This window comes from Fusobacterium sp. (assembly GCF_032477075.1).
Lineage (GTDB): Bacteria > Fusobacteriota > Fusobacteriia > Fusobacteriales > Fusobacteriaceae > Fusobacterium_A.
Window position 1 is genome coordinate 14,422 of sequence record NZ_JAWDXO010000002.1, and the last position, 25,139, is coordinate 39,560.

General features: G+C 29.0%; 24 protein-coding genes and 1 riboswitch. Of the genes, 11 read left to right on the forward strand and 13 right to left on the reverse strand.

All coding sequences use genetic code 11. From position 1 onward, the window contains the following. Positions 1–43: 43 nt before the first annotated feature. Together E6771_RS01270 and E6771_RS01275 are read right to left on the reverse strand one after the other, a co-directional pair. Positions 44–1,222 carry a hypothetical protein gene (locus E6771_RS01270; RefSeq protein WP_316089061.1) on the reverse strand — a complete coding sequence of 393 codons (1,179 nt, stop codon included), beginning with the start codon at positions 1,220–1,222 and terminating at the stop codon, positions 44–46. A gap of 233 nt (positions 1,223–1,455) precedes the next feature. Next, positions 1,456–2,109 carry a GntR family transcriptional regulator gene (locus E6771_RS01275; protein ID WP_316089063.1) on the reverse strand — a complete coding sequence of 218 codons (654 nt, stop codon included), beginning with the start codon at positions 2,107–2,109 and terminating at the stop codon, positions 1,456–1,458. Positions 2,110–2,327: 218 nt separating this feature from the next. Further along, positions 2,328–2,507: riboswitch (Lysine riboswitch) on the forward strand. 302 nt (positions 2,508–2,809) lie between these two features. Here E6771_RS01275 and nhaC point away from each other — a divergent pair. Beyond that, on the forward strand, positions 2,810–4,198 hold the full coding sequence (gene nhaC / locus E6771_RS01280) for a Na+/H+ antiporter NhaC (protein WP_316089065.1): 1,389 nt from the start codon (positions 2,810–2,812) through the stop codon (positions 4,196–4,198). A gap of 60 nt (positions 4,199–4,258) precedes the next feature. Beyond that, positions 4,259–5,404 (forward strand): M20 family metallopeptidase, encoded by a 1,146-nt coding sequence (locus E6771_RS01285; protein WP_316089066.1) that lies wholly within the window; start codon positions 4,259–4,261, stop codon positions 5,402–5,404. A gap of 73 nt (positions 5,405–5,477) precedes the next feature. Here E6771_RS01285 and E6771_RS01290 read toward each other — a convergent pair whose 3' ends face one another. Genes E6771_RS01290 through E6771_RS01300 form a run of 3 tightly spaced genes read right to left on the reverse strand, consistent with a single transcriptional unit; the run spans position 5,478 to position 7,510 of the window. Beyond that, a complete protein-coding gene (locus E6771_RS01290) occupies positions 5,478–5,909 on the reverse strand; it encodes a YccF domain-containing protein (RefSeq protein ID WP_316089068.1) in 432 nt (143 codons plus the stop codon). A 36-nt stretch (positions 5,910–5,945) separates the two neighbouring features. Next, positions 5,946–6,704: a tRNA 2-thiocytidine biosynthesis TtcA family protein gene (locus E6771_RS01295; protein WP_316089069.1), complete on the reverse strand. Its 759-nt coding sequence runs from the start codon at positions 6,702–6,704 to the stop codon at positions 5,946–5,948. A 2-nt stretch (positions 6,705–6,706) separates the two neighbouring features. After that, the gene (locus tag E6771_RS01300; protein WP_316089071.1) at positions 6,707–7,510 is read right to left on the reverse strand and encodes an ATP-binding protein; all 804 of its coding nucleotides are present in this window, start codon (positions 7,508–7,510) and stop codon (positions 6,707–6,709) included. 101 nt (positions 7,511–7,611) lie between these two features. Here E6771_RS01300 and E6771_RS01305 point away from each other — a divergent pair, with 101 nt between their 5' ends. Beyond that, positions 7,612–7,923 carry a hypothetical protein gene (locus E6771_RS01305; protein WP_316089073.1) on the forward strand — a complete coding sequence of 104 codons (312 nt, stop codon included), beginning with the start codon at positions 7,612–7,614 and terminating at the stop codon, positions 7,921–7,923. Positions 7,924–7,973: 50 nt separating this feature from the next. On the opposite strand, the gene E6771_RS01310 is transcribed toward E6771_RS01305, so the two are convergent. The 3 genes from E6771_RS01310 to sppA all read right to left on the reverse strand — a co-directional run bounded on the left by E6771_RS01310 (position 7,974) and on the right by sppA (position 11,258). Beyond that, on the reverse strand, positions 7,974–8,903 hold the full coding sequence (locus E6771_RS01310) for an SPFH domain-containing protein (protein WP_316089075.1): 930 nt from the start codon (positions 8,901–8,903) through the stop codon (positions 7,974–7,976). Between the two features lie 173 nt (positions 8,904–9,076). Beyond that, positions 9,077–9,433 carry a YbaB/EbfC family nucleoid-associated protein gene (locus E6771_RS01315; RefSeq protein ID WP_316089076.1) on the reverse strand — a complete coding sequence of 119 codons (357 nt, stop codon included), beginning with the start codon at positions 9,431–9,433 and terminating at the stop codon, positions 9,077–9,079. A 76-nt stretch (positions 9,434–9,509) separates the two neighbouring features. Next, positions 9,510–11,258, reverse strand: coding sequence for a signal peptide peptidase SppA (gene sppA / locus E6771_RS01320; RefSeq protein WP_316089078.1), 1,749 nt, complete (start codon positions 11,256–11,258; stop codon positions 9,510–9,512). 423 nt (positions 11,259–11,681) lie between these two features. Between sppA and E6771_RS01325 the strand changes: the two genes are divergently transcribed. The 5 genes from E6771_RS01325 (at position 11,682) to E6771_RS01345 (ending at position 16,945) form a co-directional block, all read left to right on the forward strand. After that, entirely contained in the window at positions 11,682–13,226 is a 1,545-nt protein-coding gene (locus E6771_RS01325; protein WP_316089386.1) for an AbgT family transporter, read from the forward strand. Between the two features lie 115 nt (positions 13,227–13,341). Next, the gene (locus E6771_RS01330; RefSeq protein WP_316089080.1) at positions 13,342–14,226 is read left to right on the forward strand and encodes a DMT family transporter; all 885 of its coding nucleotides are present in this window, start codon (positions 13,342–13,344) and stop codon (positions 14,224–14,226) included. 10 nt (positions 14,227–14,236) lie between these two features. Continuing rightward, entirely contained in the window at positions 14,237–14,602 is a 366-nt protein-coding gene (locus E6771_RS01335; protein ID WP_316089082.1) for an ACT domain-containing protein, read from the forward strand. A gap of 85 nt (positions 14,603–14,687) precedes the next feature. Continuing rightward, the gene (locus E6771_RS01340; RefSeq protein ID WP_316089084.1) at positions 14,688–16,001 is read left to right on the forward strand and encodes a hemolysin family protein; all 1,314 of its coding nucleotides are present in this window, start codon (positions 14,688–14,690) and stop codon (positions 15,999–16,001) included. 20 nt (positions 16,002–16,021) lie between these two features. Further along, a complete protein-coding gene (locus tag E6771_RS01345; RefSeq protein WP_316089085.1) occupies positions 16,022–16,945 on the forward strand; it encodes a multidrug resistance efflux transporter family protein in 924 nt (307 codons plus the stop codon). Positions 16,946–17,000: 55 nt separating this feature from the next. On the opposite strand, the gene pepF is transcribed toward E6771_RS01345, so the two are convergent. Continuing rightward, the gene (gene pepF, locus E6771_RS01350; RefSeq protein WP_316089388.1) at positions 17,001–18,827 is read right to left on the reverse strand and encodes an oligoendopeptidase F; all 1,827 of its coding nucleotides are present in this window, start codon (positions 18,825–18,827) and stop codon (positions 17,001–17,003) included. A 339-nt stretch (positions 18,828–19,166) separates the two neighbouring features. On the opposite strand from pepF, the gene E6771_RS01355 reads away from it, so the two are divergent. Genes E6771_RS01355 through E6771_RS01365 form a run of 3 tightly spaced genes read left to right on the forward strand, consistent with a single transcriptional unit; the run spans position 19,167 to position 22,204 of the window. After that, positions 19,167–20,126, forward strand: a complete 960-nt coding sequence (locus E6771_RS01355; RefSeq protein ID WP_316089086.1) for an ABC transporter substrate-binding protein — start codon at positions 19,167–19,169, stop codon at positions 20,124–20,126. Between the two features lie 15 nt (positions 20,127–20,141). Then, positions 20,142–21,005, forward strand: coding sequence for an ABC transporter permease (locus E6771_RS01360; RefSeq protein WP_316089088.1), 864 nt, complete (start codon positions 20,142–20,144; stop codon positions 21,003–21,005). Continuing rightward, positions 21,005–22,204 carry a glycine betaine/L-proline ABC transporter ATP-binding protein gene (locus E6771_RS01365; protein ID WP_316089089.1) on the forward strand — a complete coding sequence of 400 codons (1,200 nt, stop codon included), beginning with the start codon at positions 21,005–21,007 and terminating at the stop codon, positions 22,202–22,204. Before E6771_RS01360 ends, E6771_RS01365 begins: the two co-directional genes overlap by 1 nt. 247 nt (positions 22,205–22,451) lie before the next feature. Here the strand turns inward: E6771_RS01365 and E6771_RS01370 are convergent, their stop codons facing one another. The 4 genes from E6771_RS01370 to E6771_RS01385 form a co-directional block, all read right to left on the reverse strand. Then, entirely contained in the window at positions 22,452–23,702 is a 1,251-nt protein-coding gene (locus tag E6771_RS01370) for a uracil-xanthine permease family protein (RefSeq protein WP_316089390.1), read from the reverse strand. Between the two features lie 79 nt (positions 23,703–23,781). Next, positions 23,782–24,159: a thioesterase family protein gene (locus tag E6771_RS01375; RefSeq protein WP_316089091.1), complete on the reverse strand. Its 378-nt coding sequence runs from the start codon at positions 24,157–24,159 to the stop codon at positions 23,782–23,784. A gap of 63 nt (positions 24,160–24,222) precedes the next feature. Next, positions 24,223–24,480 carry a hypothetical protein gene (locus tag E6771_RS01380; protein WP_316089092.1) on the reverse strand — a complete coding sequence of 86 codons (258 nt, stop codon included), beginning with the start codon at positions 24,478–24,480 and terminating at the stop codon, positions 24,223–24,225. 22 nt (positions 24,481–24,502) lie between these two features. Beyond that, on the reverse strand, positions 24,503–25,135 hold the full coding sequence (locus tag E6771_RS01385) for a thiamine diphosphokinase (RefSeq protein WP_316089094.1): 633 nt from the start codon (positions 25,133–25,135) through the stop codon (positions 24,503–24,505). Between the last annotated feature and the right edge of the window lie 4 nt (positions 25,136–25,139).

Genomic DNA, 25,139 nt, shown 5'->3' on the forward strand with positions numbered 1-25,139 from the left:
TCCCTAATATTTATAATATATTTGATTGAAAATACTTTTATTATTAAAGCATTTTTACAAATTCTCCTGCCACAATTACCGATAATGTAGTTACAGAAGCCAGTCCAGCAACAACATATGCTGGTGTAAGTTTTGACATTATAAATTCATGTTCCTCTTCATCTCCTGCTACAGCAGTTGCTATTTCATTACATATAAGATATGTAGCTGGAAATCCCAAAAGTTGGGCAACAACTATTCCCATAGCTAAGTTTTTAGAACCAACAAGTTTCCATACTGGAAGAACTTGAGTAAATACATACAATCCAATCATTGTTGCTCCAAATATAACTAATAAGTAATACCCCATTACTATAAGATCATCAAATTTTATTTTAGCAAGGGAAGGAATAATTTGAGCAAATGTCAGCATAGAGAAAAATCCAGACATTTTACCTCTATCAAGAATTCTTGGTGGAATTATTCCTAAATATGCAAGTGTAGCAGCCATTATCAGTGACCATATAGTAGTTCCTACTCCAGTATACTTAGAAAGTATTGCTGCAAAATAGCAACAGATAGCAGTTACAGCAAAACATACATAAACAGTAAAATATTTATCATATTTTTTATACCATTCTCTTTTTACTTCTTCTTTCTTCTCTTTTCCCCCAGAGATTGTTATTTTTTCGCCTTCAGATTTTTTTAATCTGTAATCTGCTATTATAACTTTAGCTTCTTTCAGACCGAAAAATGATGCTGGTGGTGTTCCAACAAATTTTTGAATAGCATAAGCAAATGTACCAAAAGCTGCAGCTGTCACAAATCCTTTTTCAAGTGCGCCATTTACCATTATATTAGTAGCAACAATTCCACCATTCAATACAGGAATACTTACAATAGCCACTTCTCTTCCTACAATTGGCATCACTAAAAAAACTGCAATACAAGTTATTATCATCCCTATAAAAGCCATTAAAACAGTTTTCCATTCTTCTACTAATTGTTTTACATTTACCATGCTTCCCATATGAAATACAAGTATAGGACTTGCCAATGTGGCTACTTTATCCAACTGTGCCTTTGCAATCAGATCAGAAGGTATTACTCCTGTCATGAATAAAATAAGAAAGCCCATTAATGCAATGAATACTGATGAAAGTTTAGCTTTAGTTGCTACACCCAGAATATCTCCAATTGCAAATAATCCTGCTACAATACTAAGCATCAAAAATTTTTCCATTTCTACTCCCCCTTGTAGATTTATTAATACTTTTATAAAAAGTATTTACTAAGGTATACCTTAAAAAATAGATTTTCACAAATATAATTTCTATATCCAAATGATACATCTCTTATATTTTTCGTATACAATATATTATTTTTAGTATACAATACTTTATAAGTAATAAAAATTTAGTGTAAATTTCTAGGAAACAAAAAAAGAATGAAGCTCTGACTTCATTCTTTTTTATTTTAAATAGATATTTTATCAAAAGTTTTTACAACATAATCTGCTGCATTATCTAAATGCTCCTCTAACGCTTTATATATTTTTTCTTCATTTTTTTCTTTTAATGCCCTTATTATTTTTTCATGTTCATCCACTGTTTCCTGCATATTAGGGTTAGTTTTTTTAAATATATTCATATAGAAAGAAAGTTCAGAAAGTATCTTTAAAGAAAGTTCTTTTTTAGATAAAGAATATAGATAATTATCAAACTCTTCTAATGTTTCTGAAAATTTTGCAAGATTGTTACTATTATTGTACTTTTGACTTTTAGCTACTATCTTTGTAATTTTTTTAATATGTTTATCTCCCATTATATCTTTTATTTCCTTATAGATAATATATTCAAGTTCTAATCTTATTTCATATATTTCTTTTACTTTATCTGAATCAAATTTTTTTAAAAATACACCTTTAAAAGGTATTCTTTCTATTATTCCCATCATTTCTAATTTACTTAATGCTTCTCTCAAAGGTGTTCTGCTTATATTATATCTGATAGAATACTCATTTTCATTTATTTTTTCCCCAAACCTTATATTACCATTTATAATATCATTTTTTAATGCTTCAAATACAAGTGTCCTTCGATCCATAACTTCTATAGCGTTTTCTTTCATATGTTACACTCCTTAATAGAATTTACCAAAATTTATTTATCCCCATAATAATTTTATCACACTTTTTATTTTTAATCTAGGATTTCAATTTAAATTCTACTTAAAAAATAGATAATAGCTAAAAACCTTTATATAAAGCTATTTTTTTAGATATTAATAATATAATTAATATATTTTACAAAAAAGATTATCTATTATATACTTAATAACAAAATAATTTTTTAGATAGAGGTGCAGAAAACATGAGTATATTCATTCATATTTGACAGGTATTAAGAATGATTTAGAAAGGGAATTTTGTCGAAATAAAAATTTTTGCCAAAATATTTTTATTGGGAGTATGGAAAATATTCATATTACTGTCATTAATTTTCAATTAATGGAGTACTGTCTTTAAAAGTTTTCTACTTAAAATTTTTAAATTATGTAAAAAATTTTTAATCACAGTTTGTATTTTACAACTGTGATTTTTTTATTTATTCCTAATAAAAAATAATTTTTTAGGTGATTTAGTTGTTATATCAATATTAAAACAAATCAAAAAAAATTGAAATAATACAATTACATCAAAAAAAGTATTGACAAACTTATAATTATCTATTAAAATCTATTTAAGAAATTGTATACAATATTCTAAAATGTAAAAAATGTATACAATCTTTAAAAGGCATATATTAAATTAAAATGGGGGGTTATCTTTATGGAAAACCAAGCAAAAAAGGTTTCATCTGGCCAGGCTATGCTTATTCTTATTATTTCAATACTTGTTATCATATTAGGAATAAAAGTGGTTAAAGCACCTACTGCTATTATCTTATTGTTTGGAGGAGTTATTACTGTTATAATTTCTACTATCTTTGGAATTGAATATTCTAACATTCAAAGTGATATAGTGAAAACTATAACTACTATGGCTGTTCCTATTCTTATTGTTCTATCTGTTGGAGTTTTAGTTGGAGCATGGATGATATCTGGAACTGTTCCTCTTATGATATACTATGGAATGAAAGTTCTTAGTCCAAGTCTTTTCTTGGTAATGGTATGCATAATTTGTACATTGATGTCAGTGATGGCTGGAACATCTTGGGGAACAATCAGTACTGTTGGTATTGCATTTATGGGCGTTGCTGTTGGACTTGGTATCTCTTTACCTTTAACAGCTGGAGCTGTTGTTAGTGGAGCTATCTTTGGAGATAAACTTTCTCCTTTATCTGACTCTACTGTACTTTCAGCAGCAGTTTGTGAAGTTAATCTTTTAGAAGCAATAAAGCATTCATTTAAAACAACTTTACCTGCATTTATAGTAGCATTAATAATGTATTTTGTGATTGGTCTTCAATATAAAGATGGAGTTATTGGTGGAGAAAGTTATGATCTTATTATGGGAACTCTAGAAAAAACATTTACACTAAATCCATTATTATTAATTCCACCTGTATTAGTTCTAGTACTTATTATTATGAAAAAACCTACATTACCTGTTTTTACTATTGGAATTATTGCTGGTTGTATTTTAGCTATGGTGTTCCAAGGAACTTCATTAAATCAGGTAGCTAGTGCTCTTTCTAGTGGATATACTACTAAAACAGGTGTAGCTATTGTAGATAAAATGCTTGTTAGAGGTGGACTAAATAGCATGCTTGGTACAGTTGCTCTACTTATAGCTTCAGCAATATTTGGTGCTCCATTAAGAACAGCAGGTGTTGTAGATATTTTACTTGAAAAAATAACTAATATAGCTAAGACAGGTAAATCAATGATGATTGGAGTATTTGTTTTACACTCATTATTCTTTACAATAACTGGAAGTTATTATGTAACTTACTCAGTTCTTGGACAAATGGTAAGAGGTTTATTTGATTCTTATGGATTAAAAAGAAAAAATCTAGCTAGAATACTTTTAGATACAGGTACTGGATTTGCTCCTATTGTTCCATGGAGTGTTACAGGAGTATTTGTTGCAACTACTCTTGGAGTAAAAACAATGGATTTCATATTATATGCTCCAGTTACTTATTTAAGTATAGTAATTTCTTTCATCTACATAATTACAGGATTTACTATTGAAAAAGTTGATGGTAACCAATAAAAAATAATTTTAATTCTTGATAAAATTTATTGGAAAATAAACTATATTGGAGGTTAATATATGATAAATGAAAATCTGATCAAAGAGTATTGGTATGATATGATAAAAATCAGAAGTATCACAGGAGAAGAAGCAAAACTCGCTGAATATGTTACTGATAAATTAAAAGGATTTGGTCTTGATCCTAAAATAAGTTACTATGAAGGAGATGAAGAAAAGCAGAGTCCTTCTGTCTATGCTGTTTTAGATAGTGGAAAACCAGGTCCAAGAGTTATGCTCATTGGTCATATAGATACTGTAAAAGTGGCAAATGGATGGAATACTGATCCTTTTACTCCTACTGAAGATGGTGACAGAACATATGGTTTGGGTGCAATGGATATGAAAGGTGGTCTTGCTGCCATTCTTGCTACTACAAAATATTATTCTGAAAATAAAGATAAATTTACTGGAGAACTTGTTCTTGCTTTTGTATCAGATGAAGAAAATCTTTCTAAAGGAACTTATCAATTAGTTAATGAAGGATTGAGTGCTGATATGGCTATAATGGCTGAATGTAGATTTGATAATATGGCTATTGGTTTTAGAGGAAGATATAGTATTGAAGTTACTGTATCTGGAAAAGCTGCTCATGCAAGTCATTATCCAAATGTTGGAGAAAATGCCCTTATTTATGGAAGCAAATTAGCTATTGCCATTGAAGAGCTTCCTACTATAATCCATTCTACATTAGGTGGAGGAACTTGGGTAGTGAGAAGTATTGAAGGTGGAGTAAAAAATGCTTTAATAGTTCCTGAAAAATGTGAATTATTTATAGACAGATATACTGTTCCGGGAGAAACTTATGAAGTTTGTGAAAAACAAATTTTAGAAGCTGCTGAAAAATTAGGACTATCTGGTAAAGTAGATGTTAGATTAAAACCTAGAAAGTCAGCATATATGGAACCATTTGCATTGGAAGAAGCTCATATATTAGTTCAAACTGTAAAAGAAACTTTCAAAGAAGTTACTGGTGATGAAATCAGAATTGAGTTTGACAAGTCAGTTTGTGATTCTAATATATTAGCTAATTCATTAAATATTCCTACAGTAACTTTTGGCCCTTCTGGAGGAAATATGCATGGAGCAAATGAGTATGGACATCTTCACCAAGTACTTGCTGCTACAAAAATTTACATAAAAACTGTTTCAAAACTTTCAAAATAACACCATATTAAATATTTTTGAAACTATTAAGAAAGAGAATGGGCAATCCATTCTCTTTCTTACATATGCAATATTACTTTTTTGGTGTGAATCTTCTGTCTACTAAAGTATATTTATAAGGATTAAAAGCTATTTTAGCTAATTTAAAATTTTGTATTCCTACTGGTATTCCTATTATTGTGATACATTGTAATATTCCAGCTATAATATGTGATATAGCCAACCATATTCCTAAAAATATTATCCAAAAAAATGCTGATATTGGTCTTGGTGGCTCTCCATATTCAGTTTTCAGTACTATATCTTTTCCAAAAGGTGTGAGACATGAAGCTGCCATTTCAAAACAACCTCTTGCAAATGGTATTGTAACTATCAATATTGTACTTATTATCCCAGCTACAAACCATTCAAAAGCTAGAACAAGTCCTCCTAAAAATAACCATATAATATTTAATAATAAACTCATAATTCCTTGTATGATAAAAGCGTGGTAAATATTTATCATACTTCCTCCTTTTCTAATTTATTCTGATATATAACTTTAGTTTAATAAATCTTTAATACTATTAAAAATAACACTCCTTACATCTTTATTTTCTAAAGATATTTCTTTTATAAGATTTTTTATTCTCAATCTTCTTGAATTTTCATTCACTTCATATGGACAATCAGATTTTATTACAGGAAGTCCTAATTTACTTACATATCTTATTATATCTTTTTCTTCAACAAATGCAAGTGGTCTTATTATTTTAATACCATATTCCTCTGAAAGATAGCAGGGTTTCATCATTTTCATATTTCCCTGATAAAAAACATTCATAAGAAATGTCTCTATTATATCATCTTTATGATGACCTAAAGCTAATTTATTTATATCTTGTTCTTTCGCCATTCTGTAAAGAATTCCTCTTCTTATTCTCCCACATAAAAAACATGGATTTTTCACTTCCTTTTCTCCAAAAAGCATATCACTTAAATTTGTATCCTCTATCTGAAGTTTTAATCCTAATTTTTCACAATATTTTTCTATTACTTCAAAAGAGGCTTTATCAGTATTAGGATGTATATGAATAGGAATGATTTCAAAATCTAAATTGGCTATCTTTTTTATTCTTACCAAAGCATTTAAAACAGTCAAACTATCTTTTCCTCCTGATACTCCTACTGCTATTCTGTCTCCTGCTTCTATCATATTATAATTATGCATTGCACGTCCTATTGGACTCCATATAGTTTTACTGAAACTTTTATTTTCTATAAAATTTAATATATTATTTTTTTTTACTATTTCTTCCATTATTATTCCTCTACTTTATTAGTATTCCTTTTATTTCCTCTTGTATATCCTACAACATAATCAAGATTTATATTTCTCATAGAATTGAATATACTTTGTTTTACATTTGGATTTTTTTCTTCTAACCTATTTAAAATATTCTTTATTTCTTTCCTTTTTGAATCTATTTTTCCAGACTCAACAGGACAACCACATCCCATAGCCTCTATCTCATTTTTTTGAGTGTATGCTATTATATCTTTTTCTTTTATATATATCATAGGTCTTATAAGTTCCATTTTTCCACTTGTAGATTTTACCTTTGGTATCATTGTTTTTACAGTTCCTGCATAAAACATATTTATCATAGTAGTTTCTACCATATCATCAAAGTGATGTCCTAGAACAAGCTTATTGTATCCAAGCTCTTCTACTTTATTATAAAGCACTCCCCTTCTCATTTTAGCACATAAAAAACATGGTCTTTCGGGGTCTTCCTTAAATGCAATTTCCCATACATTAGACTCAAACACTTCACATGGTATCTCTAATTCTTCAAGATTGGACTTAAACTTCTCCATATCCATAGCTTCAAAACCTGGATTCATAGAAATAAAAGCTACTTCAAAATTTTTACTTTTATCTTTTTTCATCTCTTGAAATAATTTACATAAAAGAAGACTATCTTTCCCTCCTGATACTCCTACTGCTATTTTATCTCCATCTTCTATAAGATTAAAGTCCTTTATGGCTTTTACAAATTTAGTCCATATTTTTTTCCTGTATGTAGTCCTCAAACTCTCTAAAGCTATTTCTCCTTTTTTCATCTGTTCCTCCTTTTGTGATATGATATTATAATATTTTTTCCTATTTCTGTCTAGGATGTGGTATAATTTATTCAAACATATTTTATACGAAAGGAAAAATCATGACTGATATTGAAATAAGACTTATAAGATTTCTTCTTACTTCATCTGTCTACAGTGACAATGCTGTTATGAAAAATTTAGGAATAAATGAAGAGGAACTTATAGCTGCTTATAATTCCCTTGAAAAGAATGGGTATCTGGAATCATATAAAGAATATGAAGCTAGAAATCCTAAAAAAGGATGTTCTTCTAACTGCTGTAGTGAGAAGAATTGCAGCAGCTGTAATAGCTGTAGCATGGATAATACTTTTGATACATCAAAAATAAAAATAATTACAATAAAAGCTATCTTAGAATTTGATAATTATTAACTTGAAGCTAAAAAATAAAAGTTGGCATGGATTTATGCCAACTTTTTATTTTATTTTTTATCTTTTTCTTTAAACTCTCCAAATAAAGTACTAAATGTAGTTAGATTTTGAAGTTCTGATGGAATAATTATCTTAGTAGACTTGCCATCTGCAACTTTACTAAATGTATCCATTCCTTTAATCATAAGTACTTCTTTACTTGCATCTGCTTCTTTTAATAACTTGATAGCTTCTGCTTCTGCTCTTTGTACTGACAAAATAGCTTCTGCTTTACCTTGAGCTTCTTTGATTGCAACTTCTTTTTGACCTTCTGCTCTCAAGATAGCTGATTGCTTTTCTGCTTCTGCTCTTAAGATTTGTGATTCTTTTTCTCCTTCTGCTACAAGGATAGCTGATTTTTTCTGTCCTTCTGCTCTCAAGATAGCTTCTCTTCTTTCTCTTTCTGCTTTCATCTGTCTTTCCATTGCATCCTGAATTTCTCTAGGTGGAATTATATTTTTTAACTCTACTCTATTTATTTTCATTCCCCATGGATCTGTAGCTTCATCAAGAATAGCTCTCATCTCAGTATTAATAGTATCTCTTGAAGTTAAAGTGGAATCAAGTTCCATATCTCCTATTATATTTCTAAGAGTAGTAGCAGTAAGATTTTCTATAGCATTCATAGGATTTTCTACTCCATATGTATATAGTTTAGGGTCTGTAATTTGAAAATATATTACAGAATCTATCTGCATGGTTACATTGTCTTTAGTTATAACAGGCTGAGGCTTAAAATCAATAACCTGTTCTTTTAAAGAAACCCTTTTTGCAACTCTGTCAATGAAAGGAACAAGAAAGTTTATTCCAACATTCCAAGTTTCCTTATATCCCCCAAGTCTTTCTATTACATAAGCTCTTGATTGAGGTACTATTCTTACATGAAAAGCTATCAATACTACAACAAATACAAATAATAAAAATATAATAAATGAACCCATTTTTTTCCTCCTTATTAAATTAATAATACATTTAAATCATATCATAAAATGGCTTTAAATAAAACAGGTAATTTTAAATAAAATTTTCTCAATTCTGTATTTCACCTTTACTTCTAATTTTTTATTACCCATTAAAAAAAGAGACTGAAAATTTTCAGTCTCGACATATTTTATTAAAATAATCCTGGAATATTAATTCCTCCAGTTACTTTGCCCATTTCAGCTTCTGCTAATTCATCAGCTTGTCTCATTGCTTCTTTTATAGCTGAAAGAATAAGATCTTCAAGCATTTCTTTATCTTCAACAGCTTCTTTAACTATTTCATCGCTTAATTTAACTTCTAATAATTCTTTTTGCCCATTGACCTTTACTGTAACAGCTCCTCCACCAACTGATGCTGTTAATTCTTTTTCTTTAAGCCCTTCTTGAACAACCATCATTTGTTGCTGCATAGATTGAGCTTGCTTTAATATATCCATCTGGTTTGAAGCTCCATTACCTGTTCTTCCACCTTTTAATTTTCTTACCATTAATTTTTCCTCCTAAAATTTTTGTTCTTTACGATTGATTATATCATAGTATCTCATATTTTTTCAACCTATAAGTTTATATATCATATGGAAAATAATATATAGGTTTAAAATAAAGTTCTTTTTCAAAAATAAAAGAATCATATTTTTCTAACATTTTCACTGCTGGTACATACCTTTTTAAAATAGAATCATAATTTGGAGCATTTATTACTTCAATTGTGTCATAGTCTGCTAATTTAAGATCATCAGCAAGACCTTTTACTGCATTTTCTAATCCCCCTATCTCATCTATTAATCCTAGCTCTAATGCTTCCTCTCCAAGCCATACTTTTCCTTGAGCTATTCGCTCTACATGTTGCTTATTCAATTTTCTTCCAAAAGATACTGTATCTAAAAATTCATTATACACTTTTAAATTTGAAGCATAAAGTTTATCTCTTTTGTCTGCATCAAAATCTTTTACCATGGAGTAAATGTCTGAATATTCACCTTTTTTAACTTCTTCTACATTTATTGATATATTTCCCAGCATTTTTTTTATATTTGGAATAATACTTACAACTCCTATTGAACCTGTAAGACTATCTTTATCTGCATATATTTTTTCTGCTACTGCTGCTATATAGTATCCTCCTGAAGCTCCTACTCCCCCTATAGAAACATATATTGGTTTAATTTCATTTGCTTCCGTTATTTTATTGCTTATTATATTAGAAGCTAATGCTGAACCACCTGGAGAATTTATTCTTAAAACTATTCCTTTTACAGTATTATCTTTTAATGCCTTATTTATCTCCTCTATGAGGGTATTTGGAGTTATACTTCCTGAAATACTACCTGAAGTACTATCCATGAATATTGTTCCTTCAGCATATATTATTGCTATTTTATCTTTTCTTTTATTTCCATTCATTCCTAAAAGACTATTTTTAGATAAAAAAGTATTATATTTTTCAAAAGAAAGAAGTTTGTTATCTCCGATAACTTGTTTAAGCTGATCATAATACATAAATTCATCTATTAATTTTAATTTTTTCATTTGATTTGGTTCTGATACCATTAAATCACCATTAAGAATCTTTTCATTAATAAAGTCATGATTTACTTTTCTTTCAGTTGCTATATTATTTATGAAATTAGTATATTTTCTATTATACATTCTTTCTATATTTTCTTTATATTCTTTAGAAATGTGCTCTTTTGTTAAATTTTCTCCATATGCTTTATAATCCCCAACATGAATAACATTAAACTCTATTCCTAATTTGTCTGCTAAAAGTTTATAATACATAAGTTCTCCATAATATCCAGTAATATTTACAGGAGCACTCATTGTGGGAGGCATAAAAATATGATTGCTTTTTATAGCTAGTGAATAATTCCTATTATCAACCATTGTTACATATGAATATACCTCTTTTTTACTTTTTTTCAAATTATCTAATTTTTTTCCAAATTCTTCTATTTGAGCACTATCAAGAGATAGATTATCTAATTTCAATACTACTCCTTTAATATTATTATCTTTTTCTATATAATCAAAAACTTTCAAAATAGAGAAAAAATTTGTATCTTGTCCCTTTAAAAATTCTGGTAAATTTTTTCCCTTTTCTTTATAATCTTTTGATAAATCTACTTCTATATAACTTCCTTTTTCAATAATCACTTTATCTTTCTCTAATGTTGTTTTTGCAAAAAAAGCACCTATTGAAAATATCACCAAAAAAAATAAAAAAGCTTTTATAAAAAAAGAAAAAATTTCTTTTATTACAAATAATATTGTTCCTAAAATAAATTTTTTAAAAAAATTTAAAAATTTCACTATGCTACACCTACCTCCATAATTTTTCCTTATAATTTTATAATAACAGTTCTACACATCTGTGTCAAACTTTATCAAATTTTCTTCTTCACTCGTGTTATTTATTTTACAATAACAATTGACAGAATAATTCCTATTAGAAATTAATTTAAGATTATAAATATTAATTTGTACTATTTTTTTATTGCTTTCCTTTATTTATTCCTATTAATTAACTTCTTATATACTTGATTTCTTTAAATAATATATTTGATATATCATTCCCATAAGTAATTTCAAATTGATTTTAATATCATTTTCATGTATAATTTGTTCAAATAACGACTTTTATTTTCAGATATACACATTTTGTTGAATTTTAAATAGTGAATACTGATATTATAAAGGTCAAGAAAAAATTTTAGGGAGGATTTTATGAGTCAAATTAAACAAGAAAAAAAGGGCTTTTTTAATAAGTTCCTTGATTTCATCGAAGTTGGTGGAAATAAACTTCCACATCCAGTTACACTTTTCGTATTATTCTGTTTAACTATCATAATAGTTTCAGGAATTACTGAAAAAATGGGTGTGTCTGCTACATACAATGCTTTAAATAAAAAGACTGGAAACTTTGAAGAAATAACAGTTACTGTTAAATCTTTAACAAATGCTGCAGGTATTAGGTATATATTTAACTCTATGGTAAAAAACTTTACTGGGTTTGCTCCTTTAGGTACAGTTCTTGTAGGTATTATTGGTATTGGGGTTTGTGAAGGAAGCGGACTTATGTCTTCTACTATCAAAAAAGTTGTTATGGGAACTCCTAGAAGGGCTATAACTGCTATAGTTGTTTTTGCTGGTGTTATGTCTAATGTTGCTTCTGATGCTGGATATGTTGTACTTGTTCCATTGGGAGCAGTTATATTCCTTTCATTTGGAAGACATCCATTAGCAGGATTAGCTGCTGCATTTGCAGGAGTATCTGGAGGATTTTCTGCTAACCTTTTATTAGGTACTACTGATCCTCTACTTGGTGGTATAACTACAGAAGCAGCTAAACTTATCAGACCTGATTATTTCGTTGCAGCAACAGCTAACTATTATTTTATGTTTGTATCTACATTTATTATCACTGCCTTAGGAACCATCATTACTGAAAAAATAGTAGAGCCTAGACTTGGTCCTTACCATGGTGATGTTGATCATGACATGAAAGAATTAACTGATCTTGAAAGAAAAGGGCTAAGAGCAGCTGGAATTGTTGTTCTTGCTTATATTGCAGTTATGTTAGTTCTAACTTTGCCAACTAATGCTGTATTAAAAGTAGATGGAAGTTTAAAAGCTTGGACTTCTTCTGGACTTATTCCTGCAATGATGTTCTTCTTCTTACTTCCTGGATTAGCTTATGGATTTACAGCTAAAACTTTAAAAAGTGATAAAGATGTTGCAAAACTTATGGGTAAAGCTCTTGCTGGAATGGGTGGATATATGGCTCTTGCATTTACAGCATCTCAATTTATAGCATATTTTGGATATACAAATCTAGGAACTATCCTTGCTGTTAAAGGTGCTGATACTCTTAAATCAATAGGATTTACTGGATTACCATTAATTTTAGGATTTGTTTTATTCACTGCTTTCATCAACCTATTTATGGGTTCTGCATCAGCTAAATGGGCAATAATGGCTCCTGTATTTGTTCCTATGCTTATGGAACTTAACTACTCGCCTGAATTTACTCAAGCTGCTTACAGAATTGGAGACTCATCTACAAATATTATTTCTCCATTGATGTCTTACTTTGCAATGATAGTTGCTTTCATGCAAAAATATGATAAAGATTCTGGTATGGGAACTCTTATTTCAATGATGCTTCCATTCTCGATTTGTTTCTTACTTGGATGGACTATACTTCTAGCTATTTGGTTTGCTTTTGGACTGCCAATTGGACCTGGGGTATTTATTGAATTTAGTAAAATGCTAGGATAATCTAATAAAAATTAAAGAATCTGGTTCTAGTTATCAGATTCTTTTTTATTTCTCTTTTTATTTTTAGAAAAATATATTATAATGTATTTTAACAAATAAAAAACAGGAGGAAAAAATGAATTATCTTGGGGAACTCTATGCTTTAATTACGGCTTTTGGTTGGGCATTCAGCTCTATATTTTTTGAAGCAGCTTCTAAAAAAGCTGATAGTACAACAGTTAATGTAATCAGACTTATTATGGGAATAATCATGTTAGGTTCAGCTACTTTCTTTACAAGAGGGGTATTCTTCCCTACAGATTCTACAATCCATAACTGGACTTTCTTAAGTATTTCTGGAATAATTGGACTTTTTCTTGGTGACATGTTTCTCTATGAATCATATATCCTCATAGGAGCAAGAATATGTATGCTCTTTATGACTATGACTCCTCTTATTGTAGGATTATTTGGATTCTTATTTCTTGGTGAATCTCTTACATTAACTCAAACTATTGCTATGTTTATCACATGTTCTGGTGTTCTTATGGTTGTTTTAAAACCTAAAAGTGAAAATCCTGAAGATAAGAAACTCTCTCCAAAAGGAATAGCCCTTATTACAATAGCAGTTATTCTAGAAGCTCTTGGTAATATATTCACAAAAATAGGTGCAAAAGGATATGATCCTAGTTCTTCAACACAAATAAGAATGATTTGTGCTATGGGAGTATTTCTATTTTATCTTACATTTAAAAAGAAATGGGGAAGAATATTTTTTTCTTTCACTGATAAAAAACTTATGGGTCTTATTTTATTAGGAACAGTTACTGCCACTGTTGGTATTACTTTTTTAATTTCTGCTTTTAATTTAATAAATGCTGGAGTTGCTTCTACTTTTTCCTCTATCAGTCCAATAATAGTAATTCCTATTTCTATAATTGTTTTTAAAGAAAAAGTTAAAATGAGAGAAATTTTAGGAGCATTTGTTTCTGTTTTTGGAATTGCATTATTTTTTCTATGAGGGAGGTTTTATGAATTTAAAAATTTTACCTAATGATTTTTCTATTTGCAAAATAAAAAGTCTAAATGATATAAACTATGAAGATGAATTTGTTTTTATTGGAAAAACAGATGAAGAACTTTCATTGGTATGTTCTACTGAATATGTCCCTCAAGAATATATTGAATGTGACAATGAATGGAAAGGATTTAGAATAGAAGGAATTTTAGATTTTTCATTAATTGGTATTCTTGCTAAAATATCAAGTGTTCTTGCTGAAAACGGAATAAGCATATTTGCTGTTTCTACATACAATACTGACTATATCCTTTTAAAGTCTGACAAGTTTGATAAAGCAATAGAAATCTTAAAAAACTCTAACTATATTTTTAAATAAATTTTATAAATATACTTTGACATTTATTCTTAAATTTGATAAAATCCTCTTAATTTAAATCAATTATTTAGGAGGATTTTTTTTTATGGATGAATTACCTGGTACGACCAATGTCATATCACAATTATTATTTCTTTTAGTTTTAACTATTGCAAATGCTTTCTTTGCTGGTGCAGAAATGGCGACTGTTTCAGTAAATAAAAACAAAGTGAAAATGCTTGCAGAAGATGGTGATAAAAATGCCTTGCTTCTTCAGGAACTATTAAAAGAACCTACAAAGTTTTTATCTACTATTCAGGTGGCAATAACACTTTCTGGTTTTTTAGCAAGTGCTTCTGCTGCCACTAGTTTCTCTCATCCTTTAAATGTCATTATGACAAAATTAGAAATTCCTTATGGAGAAACAATAGCAATTGTTTTGGTTACTATAATTCTTTCATTTTTTACTTTAGTTTTTGGTGAGCTTGTCCCTAAACGTATTGCTTTACAAAAAGCTGAAGCTATAAGCTTATTTACTGTTAAGCCTATTTTGTTCATCTCAAAGCTTACTTCACCTTTTATTAAACTTTTATCTTTTTCTACAAATTTTATTTTGCAGATTCTGGGAATGAAAGCTGAAAACCTTGAAGAAAATATTTCCAAAGAAGAGATAAAATCCATGGTAGAAGCTGGACAAGCAAATGGTGTATTTAATGAAACTGAAAAAGAGATGATTAATTGTATATTTGAATTTGATGATATTTTGGCTTCAGAAATAATGATTCCTCGAACAGATGTTTATTCAATTGATATTGATGTTCCCATCAATGAATATATAGATGAATTACTGGCAACTAAGCATTCAAGAATACCTGTATATGAAGACGATATTGATAATATCATTGGTGTTCTTTATATAAAAGATCTCATTTTAGAAGCAAGAAATAAAGGATTTGAAAATGTAGATATTCGTTCTATACTTCGTAAACCTTATCTTGTTCCAGAAAGTAAAAATATTGATACATTATTTAAAGAAATGCAGAAATCTAAAAAATATATTGCTATACTTATAGATGAATATGGAGGCTTTTCTGGTATAGTTACTATGGAAGACCTTGTAGAGGAAGTTATGGGAAATATTGATGATGAATATGATGATAATGAACCAAAACTAGAAAAAATTGACAATCATACTTATTCAGTTGATGGTCTTTATTCTGTTGATGATCTTATAGACAACCTTGATATAGATATTATTTCTAAAAACCATAATACTATATCTGGATATTTGATAGATATATTAGGTGAAATACCTGATGATACATATCTTGATAAAGAAATAGAAGTAAATGATGTTATATTTAAAATAAAAAGTATAAAAGAAAATAGAATAGATAAAATAGAACTTATCTTAAACTAGATTTTCGCTAGGAGAAAGAAATGAAAAAAGCCCTTTTATTTGGTATTGGAGCCTCTTTTTTCTTTTCCTTTACATTTGTTCTCAATAGACAGATGAATATTGGAGGAGGAAGTTGGTATTGGAGCTCATCTTTACGATATCTCTTTATGCTCCCTATATTATTTTTTATAGTAACAATAAAAAAACAACTATTCCCAGTTATAGAAGATATCAAAAAAAATCCTGTCTCATGGCTTATATGGAGTACTATAGGATTTGGATTCTTTTATGCCCCTTTAAGTTTTGCTTCAGCATATGGAGCCTCATGGTTAGTAGCTGGAACTTGGCAGCTGACTATAATAGCAGGTGCTCTTATGTCTCCATTTTTTTATACAATTGTTGATGAACAAAGAGTAAGAAATCATATACCTAAAAAATTTTTATTTGTTTCTTTTATAATTTTAATTGGAATATTTCTTATGCTTTCTGAAGAAGCTAAAAAAATATCTATTTTTGATAGTTTTTTAGTAGTTGTTCCTGTTCTTTTTGCAGCATTTTCCTATCCATTGGGAAATCGTAAAATGATGGAACTATGCAACAGCAGATTAAATACACTTCAAAGAGTATTTGGAATGACATTATGCAGTATTCCATTCTGGATTATTATAGTAATTCTGGGAGTAATTCAGACAGGAATTCCTACTGATAATCAAATTATTCAATCTCTTATTGTTGCTATTTCTTCTGGTGTTATTGCTACAATAATGTTTTTTAAAGCTACAGATATAGTCAAAGGAGATAGCCATAAACTTGCTGTTATAGAATCTACACAAGTTGGAGAACTTATCTTTACACTTTTGGGTGGAGTTTTGATTTTTCATGATACTATTCCTACTATATTAGGTATAATTGGAATAGTCTTAGTTGCAATTGGAATGGTAATAAATAGTTTTATTCAAGAATAGAAACAGAAAAGGAAGCAATTTTAGACTGCTTCCTTTCTTTAAATTTATCAATATTTTATTTATTATTTTCTAAATTTTTAAGTTCTTTTTCCAATTGATCTAAAAGTCTATCAAATTCTTTTGCTACTGCATGAAAACTTTCTTCTTTTTCCAAATCTACCCCAGCTTTTTTCAACTGATTCATTGGATGATCATTTCCACCAGATTTCAATAGTTCTAGATAAGCAGAAGCTGCTGCTCCTCTTTCTTCTATTCCATATTTTTCATTAGTTATTCTATCATATAAATTTGCTGATGATGCAAAACTTGTTGCATATTGATATACATAATATGGCGAATTATAGAAATGTGGTATTCTTGCCCAGATTATTTTTTGTAATTCATCCATAGTAAGAGTTTCTCCAAAATACTGTTTGAATAGATTTTCCATTATTCCACTTAAAACATCTGGAGTTATTGCTTTTCCTTCTTCAACTAATTTATGGGCTTGATATTCATAATTAGCAAATAAAGTCTGAATATAAAAAGTCCCTACTATATTTCCTAAAGCCTGTTCCAATAATGCTATTTTTTCTTTTGAATCATTACTATTGTTTATCATATAATCAAGCATAAGTCTTTCATTGAATGTAGAAGCTACCTCAGCTACAAATATTGTATAATTAGAAGATGTATAAGGTTGATTTTCATTTGAAAGAATTGTATGCATTGTATGACCAAGCTCGTGAGCTAATGTAAATACATCATTCATAGTAGATTGATAATTTAAAAGCATATAAGGATGAACATCATAAATTCCAATAGAATAAGCTCCACTTCTTTTACTTTCAGTTTCATATACATCTATCCATCCTTCACTAAGAGCTTTATTCATTTTTTCGCTGTAATCTTTTCCTAATGGAGCTACTGAATCCAATACCATTTCTTTCGCTGCATCATATGAAAATTCCTTATTATAATCAACAATATTTATACTGTTATCATAATAATGATAACTTTCTAATCCTAGAGCTTGTTGTCTAAGTTTTACATATCTTTGAAGTGGAGCATTATTATCTATTGCAGATTTTAATAGAGTTTCAAATACTTCAGTTGGTACATTTTTAGGTTCAAGAGCCTTATCTAATGTGGTATTATAATTTCTGGCTTTTGAAGTTGCTACATCTCTTTGAAGAAGTGATCTATATATTGCTCCATAAGTATTTTTATTAGCATCATATGATCCATATAAAGCTTCAAAAGCTTTTTTTCTGTCCTCTTGATTTCTATTAGTAGATAAAACTTTTGAATAAATACCATTTGTAACAGGTCCTTTGTAACCATCTGAAAGTTCTACTTCATTCCATTTTATATCTGAAATAGAAAGTTCACCATATATGTCATCAGGAGCTCCCATATATTGTCCATAATAAGACAAAAGTTTTTCTTTTCCTTCATCTAATACATGTCCCTGTAACCTATATATTTCCATTAAGCTGAATTTATGCTCTTGTAAAACCGGATTTTTTTCTATCCATTTTTCCATTGTTTCTTTTGGTATTTCTAATATTTCAGGTGTCATCCAAGAAGTAGACACAGAATATTCAGTAAGAATTGCCATTATCTCTTGTAATTTTATAGATGCTGTTTCATCTTTAGAATTAATATCTTTTAACATATATGGATATATATATAATTTTTCTATTGTCCTACTTATCTTTTCTTCTAGTTGAATCATTTCTGTAAATTTTTCTGAACTATATTTTATTTTTCCTTTATATTCTGGAACTTTCTTCATCAATTCTTTTGTATTATCCAGTTCTCTATCCCATGCATCCCAATTAGAATAGTATTCTTCCAAATTCCACTTATATTTTTTATCTATATCTTCTCTCTTCAAAATTTTCTTCTCCATTTTTTCTCCTTTTTTCTCCTCTTGTTTTCCTATTTCTATATTTTTTCTATTATGGTTTTCTTTTCCTTTTCCTTCATTTTGAAAATAAAATTTTGCTCCTATGAGTGCTGCTAAGAATCCAATTATAAATATTTTTTTTATAGTTCTCCCTCCTTATTAATATTCATTTCATACCCTCTTATTATACCATATATTCACAAAAAAATCTTGACAAAAGTAACAACTTAGTTGTAAAATAAAGTTGTTACTTTTAAAAAAAGAATTTTTAATCTACATTTGAATAATAAATCAACACATATATTTTATTTCATGATTAGGAGGTTTTATATGAAGAAAAAAATATTTACTTTCATTATTACTAGTTTTCTTACTTTAGCATTTTTGGGATGTGGTGGAAATGATAAAAAAGAAGTGCGTTTTGCTGATGCAGGATGGGACAGCAACAAAGTTCACAATGCAGTTGCTGGCTTTATTATAGAAAATGCATTTGGTTATACTTGGAGTGAAGTTCCTGGTTCTACACCGATTTTACATGAGGCTATCAAAAGTGGGGAAATAGATGTACATATGGAAGAATGGACTGATAATATTCCTAGTTACTATCCTGATTTAAAAGCTGGTCTTTTCCAAGAATTAGGTACTAACTTTGATGATAATAGACAAGGAATATATGTTCCTAGATATGTAATAGAAACTATGGCCCCTGATTTAAAATCTGTAAAAGATTTACCTAAATATAAAGAGCTTTTTAAAGATAGTGAAAATCCTGAAAAGGGACGTATTTATGGTGCAATTCCTGGTTGGGAAATAGATAATATTATGTATAAAAAATATGAAGCTTATGGTCTTGATAAGGATTTTGTATATTTCAGACCAGGTTCTGATGCTGCATTATCTGCTGCTTTCACAGCTGCATACGAAAAAAAAGAGCCAATTGTAGGTTATTATTGGGAACCAACTTGGTTATTAGGTAAATATGATTTTGTTCTTTTAGAAGATGAGCCTTATGATGCTGAAAAATATTTTGAAGGGAAAACTGCTTGCCCATCTGTAAAAGTAACTATTGGAGCAAGTAATAAATTTAAAGAAAAAGCTCCTGAAATTGTTGCTTTTCTCAGCAAGTATCATACTTCAAGCAAATTGACTTCAGAAGCTTTGGCACATATGCAGGAAACTGGAGATAACTATAATGCAACTGCTAAATGGCTTCTTAAAAACAATGATAATTTAATAGATCAATGGCTAAATGCTGATAAAGCTGAAGCAGTAAGAAAAGCTCTAAATTAATAATGGGAGGGTATTATGAACGGAATTTTTAATTTTCCTTTTAAATTGAATATTGATATAGCTCTTATAGATAGAACTGTTAAAAATTTTAGTATTCAATTTAGTGGATTTTTTAATATTATAAAAAATATTTTAAATGGACTAATAGGTGGTATATTGACCATACTTAACTTTATTCCATGGTGGGTACTTATCTTACTAGTATTTCTTGCTGGGTGGAGGCTCACAGGAAAATTAAGAAATGGTATACTTTACAGTTGTATGCTTTTCTTCATAGGTATAATAGGACTTTGGGATTTGATGAATGATACACTTTCTATTGTTCTTGCTGCTGTTTTTATTTCTCTTTTATTAGGATTTCCAATAGGTATACTAATTTCTGGAAGTGAAAAAATAAATAGCTTTGTAAGACCTATACTTGATACTATGCAAACAATGCCTGTCTTTGTTTATCTTATTCCAGCTGTACTTTTCTTTGGACTAGGAAAAGCTCCTGCAGTTATTGCAACTACAATATATGCTATTGTTCCTGTTATCAGACTTACAAGTCATGGTATCAGACAAGTGGATAAAGAAGTAGTAGAAGCTGCACGAGCATTTGGTTCTACAAAATTTCAAGCATTATGGAAGGTACAAATACCTCAAGCTCTTCCTACTATTATGACTGGTGTAAATCAAACTTTGATGATGGCTATGGCTATGGTTGTTACATGTTCTATGATTGGTGCTAGTGGTCTGGGTATGGAAGTTCTCATAGGAGTAAACCGTATTGAGATAGGACGTGGTCTTGTTGCAGGTACTGCTGTTGTTATAGTAGCTATCTTGATGGATCGTATCACTCAGGCATGGATTAATAGAAGTGAGGTGAAGAAAAAATAATGAACAATAATATAGAAAATAATAATGATGAAAAACATATTTTAAGTGTAAAAAATCTAACAAAACTTTATGGTTTAAATAAAAATGAAGCTGCAAAAATGCTTAAAGCTGGAGCAGAAAAAAATGAAGTTTTCAAAAAAACTGGTGTAACTTCTGCTATATGGAATATGTCCTTTGATGTAAAACAAGGAGAAATTTTTGTTATAATTGGTCTTTCTGGTTCTGGTAAATCCACAGTTATTCGTTGTTTAAATAGACTTCATAATCCTACATCTGGAACCATCTTATTTGATGGTAAGGATATTGGGAAGTTCTCCCAAAAAGAACTTATAGACTTTAGAAGAAATAAAATTTCTATGGTTTTTCAAAATTTTGGATTGATGTCTCACAGAAATGTTATAAGTAATATTGAATATGGTCTTGAAATTAAAGGTATCCCAAAGGAAGAAAGAGAAAAAAAAGCCATGAAAGTATTAAAAATGGTAGGTCTTGAAGGATTGGAACATGCAAATATCAACAGTCTTTCTGGTGGAATGAAACAGAGAGTTGGAATTGCCAGAGCTTTGGCTAGTGATCCTGAAATACTTCTCATGGATGAACCATTTTCAGCTCTTGATCCATTAGTTCGTAGTGATATGCAATTTGAACTATTATCAATACAAAAAAAATTAAAGAAAACAATAGTATTTATTACTCATGATATAAATGAAGCCTTTAAACTTGGTGATAAAGTTGCTATAATGAAAGATTCAAGACTTATTCAACTTGATACACCTGAAGATATGTCTGCTAATCCAGCTGATGACTATGTTCGCCAATTTATTGATAGTGCTGATAAAACTAAAGTTATAAGTGTAAAACAGATAATGTTTAATCCTTCTTGTATAATTCGTTTGAAAGAAGGTGCAGGAATTGCTATTCGTGAAATGAAAAGTAACAGGGTTTCAAGTGCTTATGTTATAGATAATCATATGAAATTTTTAGGAATAATAACTATTGATAATGCTCTTAAATGTAGAAATGAAAATGGATTTCTTTCTGATTATATAATTAATGAAATTCCTACTACATCTTCAGATACATTAATAAACGATATTCTTCCTATTGCAATAAATACTAAGTTTCCACTTGCAGTTATTGATGATGGAGAACTTATGGGAATAGTTTCTAAAGCATCTATTTTATCCACATTAATTTAATTAAGATAAAAAGCATGGTTTATTATACACAATAATCATGCTTTTTTATTTATATTTAAATTACTATACTCAATCTTCAGAAATCTGCTATTTTTAATATTTTCCCTATTATTTTGGCTATCCTATCTAATTTAAATTTTTTAAAGCCTAAAAAAATACTTATATCTTTTTGCTTTTTACTATATATTATATTTTTAAATAAAAAAATCCATTAAGCAAAAATCTTTGCTTAAAGGATTTACTTTAATTAATCTATTTTTTTATTTATTGCCACTTCCCTATCTAATGGAAGAACTTTATTTAAAATAACTCCTGCAAGTGCTGCAAGAGCAAGTCCTGAAAGCGAAACTGTTTTCCATATAACAATATTGTCTACTGCTATTCCAAATACAAATATTAATGAAGCTATAATAAGATTTCTTGAATTAGAAAAATCTAATCCTGCATCTACTAGTGTTCTGGCTCCCACTGATGAAATCATTCCAAATAATATTATTGAAACTCCTCCCATTACTGGAGCAGGTATAGTTTGAAGAATCACTCCAAATTTTCCTAAAAGTCCTAAGATGATTGCATAACATGCTGCTATTCTTAAAATTGAGGGATCATAAACTTTAGTTACTGCAAGAACCCCAGTGTTCTCTCCATAGGTAGTATTCGCTGGACCACCTAAAAGTCCAGCTACAATTGTAGCAACTCCATCTCCCATAAGTGTTCTATGTATACCTGGGTTTTTAAAGAAATCCTTTCCTACAACAGCACCATTTGTTGTAATATCTCCAATATGCTCAATAAAAACCACTAAAGCTATAGGAGCTATTGCGAGTATCCCACTTACAGAAAAAGCTGGAAGTGTAAAAAGATCGTTAGCAGCTTCAGCTGAAAGACCTACCCAGTTTGCTTTTGCAATAGGCTCAAAACTCACAAGTCCCATACACATGGCTACAATATATCCCAATATTACAGATATTAAAATTGGAACAAGTCTGAAAAATGATCTTTTCATTATCGTAATGCTGATCATAGAAATAATGACTACTAAAGCTATTATCAAACTTTTAGGTTCAAATTTTCCATTTGCATAGCCTGCCATACTCAGAGCTACTGGACTCATTCTAAGACCTATTACCATTATAATTGGTCCTGTTACTACTGGGGGAAAAAAAGATTTGATTTTTTCTACACCAAAAACTTTTACTAAATAAGCCATTATCAAATAAATAAATCCTGCTGCTATGACTCCGCCTTTTACAGCTCCAATCCCCTCTTCTTTTAATACTAAACTCAATGCCCCTATAAAAGCAAAAGATGAACCTAAAAATACTGGCACTATTCTTTTAGTACAAAAATGAAATATCAATGTTCCTGCTCCTGCTGCTATAAGTGCAATTGAAGGATTTAAACCTGTTAAGAAAGGAACCAAAACCGTTGCTCCAAACATTGCAAGTACATGCTGTGCTCCTAATAAAAGTTTTGTTTTACTTCCAATTTTTTCTATATTACCTTCCATTTTTCCTCCTTTTAAAAATATATTATTTAAAATTTTATTTATCCTTAAAAAAAGGATAGTACTGAGACTACCCCTTTAATTTATTTAAAAATTTTTCTTCATTTATTATGAATCTTCCATGTTTTCCTTCTCCAACTAAAGTATCTCCATGATATACTTTTACAGAAAAATCAAGTTTTTTCCCATCAATTTTTTCAAGAACAGATATACATTTGATTTTATCTCCTACAAGATTAGCTTTCAAATGCTTTATGTCTACAGATATTCCTACTGTTGTCTCTCCTGCTGGAAGTTCTTTTTGTATCAACTCAAATGAAGTATTTTCCATAAATGCTATAAGTATTGGTGTTGCAAAAACATTTAAAGCTCCGGATGCAATTTTAGCTGCTGTTTCATTTTCATTTACTACTTTTTCAAGTGTTAAGCTTATTCCTTCTTTCAGCATTATTATCCTCCTCATATCAAATTCACGAAAATTGTACTACAACAATATGTTTTTGTCAATACTTTACTTCATTGTGTCTTTTTTTAGTTTAGGTTTTCTTCCATTCAGTGACATGTATCCCACCCATAAAATAATATAAGAAAAGTATACTCCTAAATTATTTTTCTTCCTATTAAAATATTCAAATATTTTATATCCAACTCTCAATACTCCTACAACATATTTATCATCTGATTCTTTTGTTGAACTTGCCAAAAGAATTCCAAAATATACTGCAATTATTAATAATGATATTCCTATAACAATCCATGTTTTCAGCATATATTACCCCTCCTATCCTACTCTACTCACTTAATACTACCCCCATCAATTTCCCTGTATTAAAAGTTACTCTACATTTATCATCTACAGCTATATTACTCATACAAATGGAATCCCCCTGATGGAGTGTATATTCATTTAATGGATATTTAAACCCTTCTAATGTAAGTTTTTCAACTTTTTCAGAGAAAGGTATAAAAGAAACTGTCTTCCCTTTTAATCCTATTAATTCAGCTTTTTTTTCAATAGAAAATATTTTCTCTTTTTCTGTTACAAATATAAGATTTTTAAATTTAAATATGAGATTCAGATTTGTCAGCGAATGATCTATTCTTCCTCCCAGTCCTCCAATTATAAAAATTTCATCATAATTTAATTTGGAAATATACTGCAATATCAGTTCTCCATCTGTGTAATCTTTATTCTTAGGAAATTTTTTTATTATTACATTATTATTACGATATTTTTCTGTAATTTCCTTTGTTACAGAATCAAGATCTCCCCATATTTCTAAAGGGAAAATCCCTAAAGCTTCTAAATGGACAGCACCACCATCAGCACAATAAATATCTCCTTTTTTTTTATTTATTAACTTTGTATAAAATTCTTTACTTCCTTCAAGTTGTCCATTAAAAAATACATATGCTATTTTCATTACT

Excerpts from the sequence above, each read along its gene's own strand:
- E6771_RS01270 (WP_316089061.1), bottom strand. The coding sequence starts at position 1,222 with ATGGAAAAATTTTTGATGCTTAGTATTGTAGCAGGATTATTTGCAATT.
- E6771_RS01275 (WP_316089063.1), bottom strand. The coding sequence starts at position 2,109 with ATGAAAGAAAACGCTATAGAAGTTATGGATCGAAGGACACTTGTATTT.
- nhaC (WP_316089065.1), top strand. The coding sequence starts at position 2,810 with ATGGAAAACCAAGCAAAAAAGGTTTCATCTGGCCAGGCTATGCTTATT.
- E6771_RS01285 (WP_316089066.1), top strand. The coding sequence starts at position 4,259 with ATGATAAATGAAAATCTGATCAAAGAGTATTGGTATGATATGATAAAA.
- E6771_RS01290 (WP_316089068.1), bottom strand. The coding sequence starts at position 5,909 with ATGATAAATATTTACCACGCTTTTATCATACAAGGAATTATGAGTTTA.
- E6771_RS01295 (WP_316089069.1), bottom strand. The coding sequence starts at position 6,704 with ATGGAAGAAATAGTAAAAAAAAATAATATATTAAATTTTATAGAAAAT.
- E6771_RS01300 (WP_316089071.1), bottom strand. The coding sequence starts at position 7,510 with ATGAAAAAAGGAGAAATAGCTTTAGAGAGTTTGAGGACTACATACAGG.
- E6771_RS01305 (WP_316089073.1), top strand. The coding sequence starts at position 7,612 with ATGACTGATATTGAAATAAGACTTATAAGATTTCTTCTTACTTCATCT.
- E6771_RS01310 (WP_316089075.1), bottom strand. The coding sequence starts at position 8,903 with ATGGGTTCATTTATTATATTTTTATTATTTGTATTTGTTGTAGTATTG.
- E6771_RS01315 (WP_316089076.1), bottom strand. The coding sequence starts at position 9,433 with ATGGTAAGAAAATTAAAAGGTGGAAGAACAGGTAATGGAGCTTCAAAC.
- E6771_RS01330 (WP_316089080.1), top strand. The coding sequence starts at position 13,342 with ATGAATTATCTTGGGGAACTCTATGCTTTAATTACGGCTTTTGGTTGG.
- E6771_RS01335 (WP_316089082.1), top strand. The coding sequence starts at position 14,237 with ATGAATTTAAAAATTTTACCTAATGATTTTTCTATTTGCAAAATAAAA.
- E6771_RS01340 (WP_316089084.1), top strand. The coding sequence starts at position 14,688 with ATGGATGAATTACCTGGTACGACCAATGTCATATCACAATTATTATTT.
- E6771_RS01345 (WP_316089085.1), top strand. The coding sequence starts at position 16,022 with ATGAAAAAAGCCCTTTTATTTGGTATTGGAGCCTCTTTTTTCTTTTCC.
- E6771_RS01355 (WP_316089086.1), top strand. The coding sequence starts at position 19,167 with ATGAAGAAAAAAATATTTACTTTCATTATTACTAGTTTTCTTACTTTA.
- E6771_RS01360 (WP_316089088.1), top strand. The coding sequence starts at position 20,142 with ATGAACGGAATTTTTAATTTTCCTTTTAAATTGAATATTGATATAGCT.
- E6771_RS01365 (WP_316089089.1), top strand. The coding sequence starts at position 21,005 with ATGAACAATAATATAGAAAATAATAATGATGAAAAACATATTTTAAGT.
- E6771_RS01375 (WP_316089091.1), bottom strand. The coding sequence starts at position 24,159 with ATGCTGAAAGAAGGAATAAGCTTAACACTTGAAAAAGTAGTAAATGAA.
- E6771_RS01380 (WP_316089092.1), bottom strand. The coding sequence starts at position 24,480 with ATGCTGAAAACATGGATTGTTATAGGAATATCATTATTAATAATTGCA.
- E6771_RS01385 (WP_316089094.1), bottom strand. The coding sequence starts at position 25,135 with ATGAAAATAGCATATGTATTTTTTAATGGACAACTTGAAGGAAGTAAA.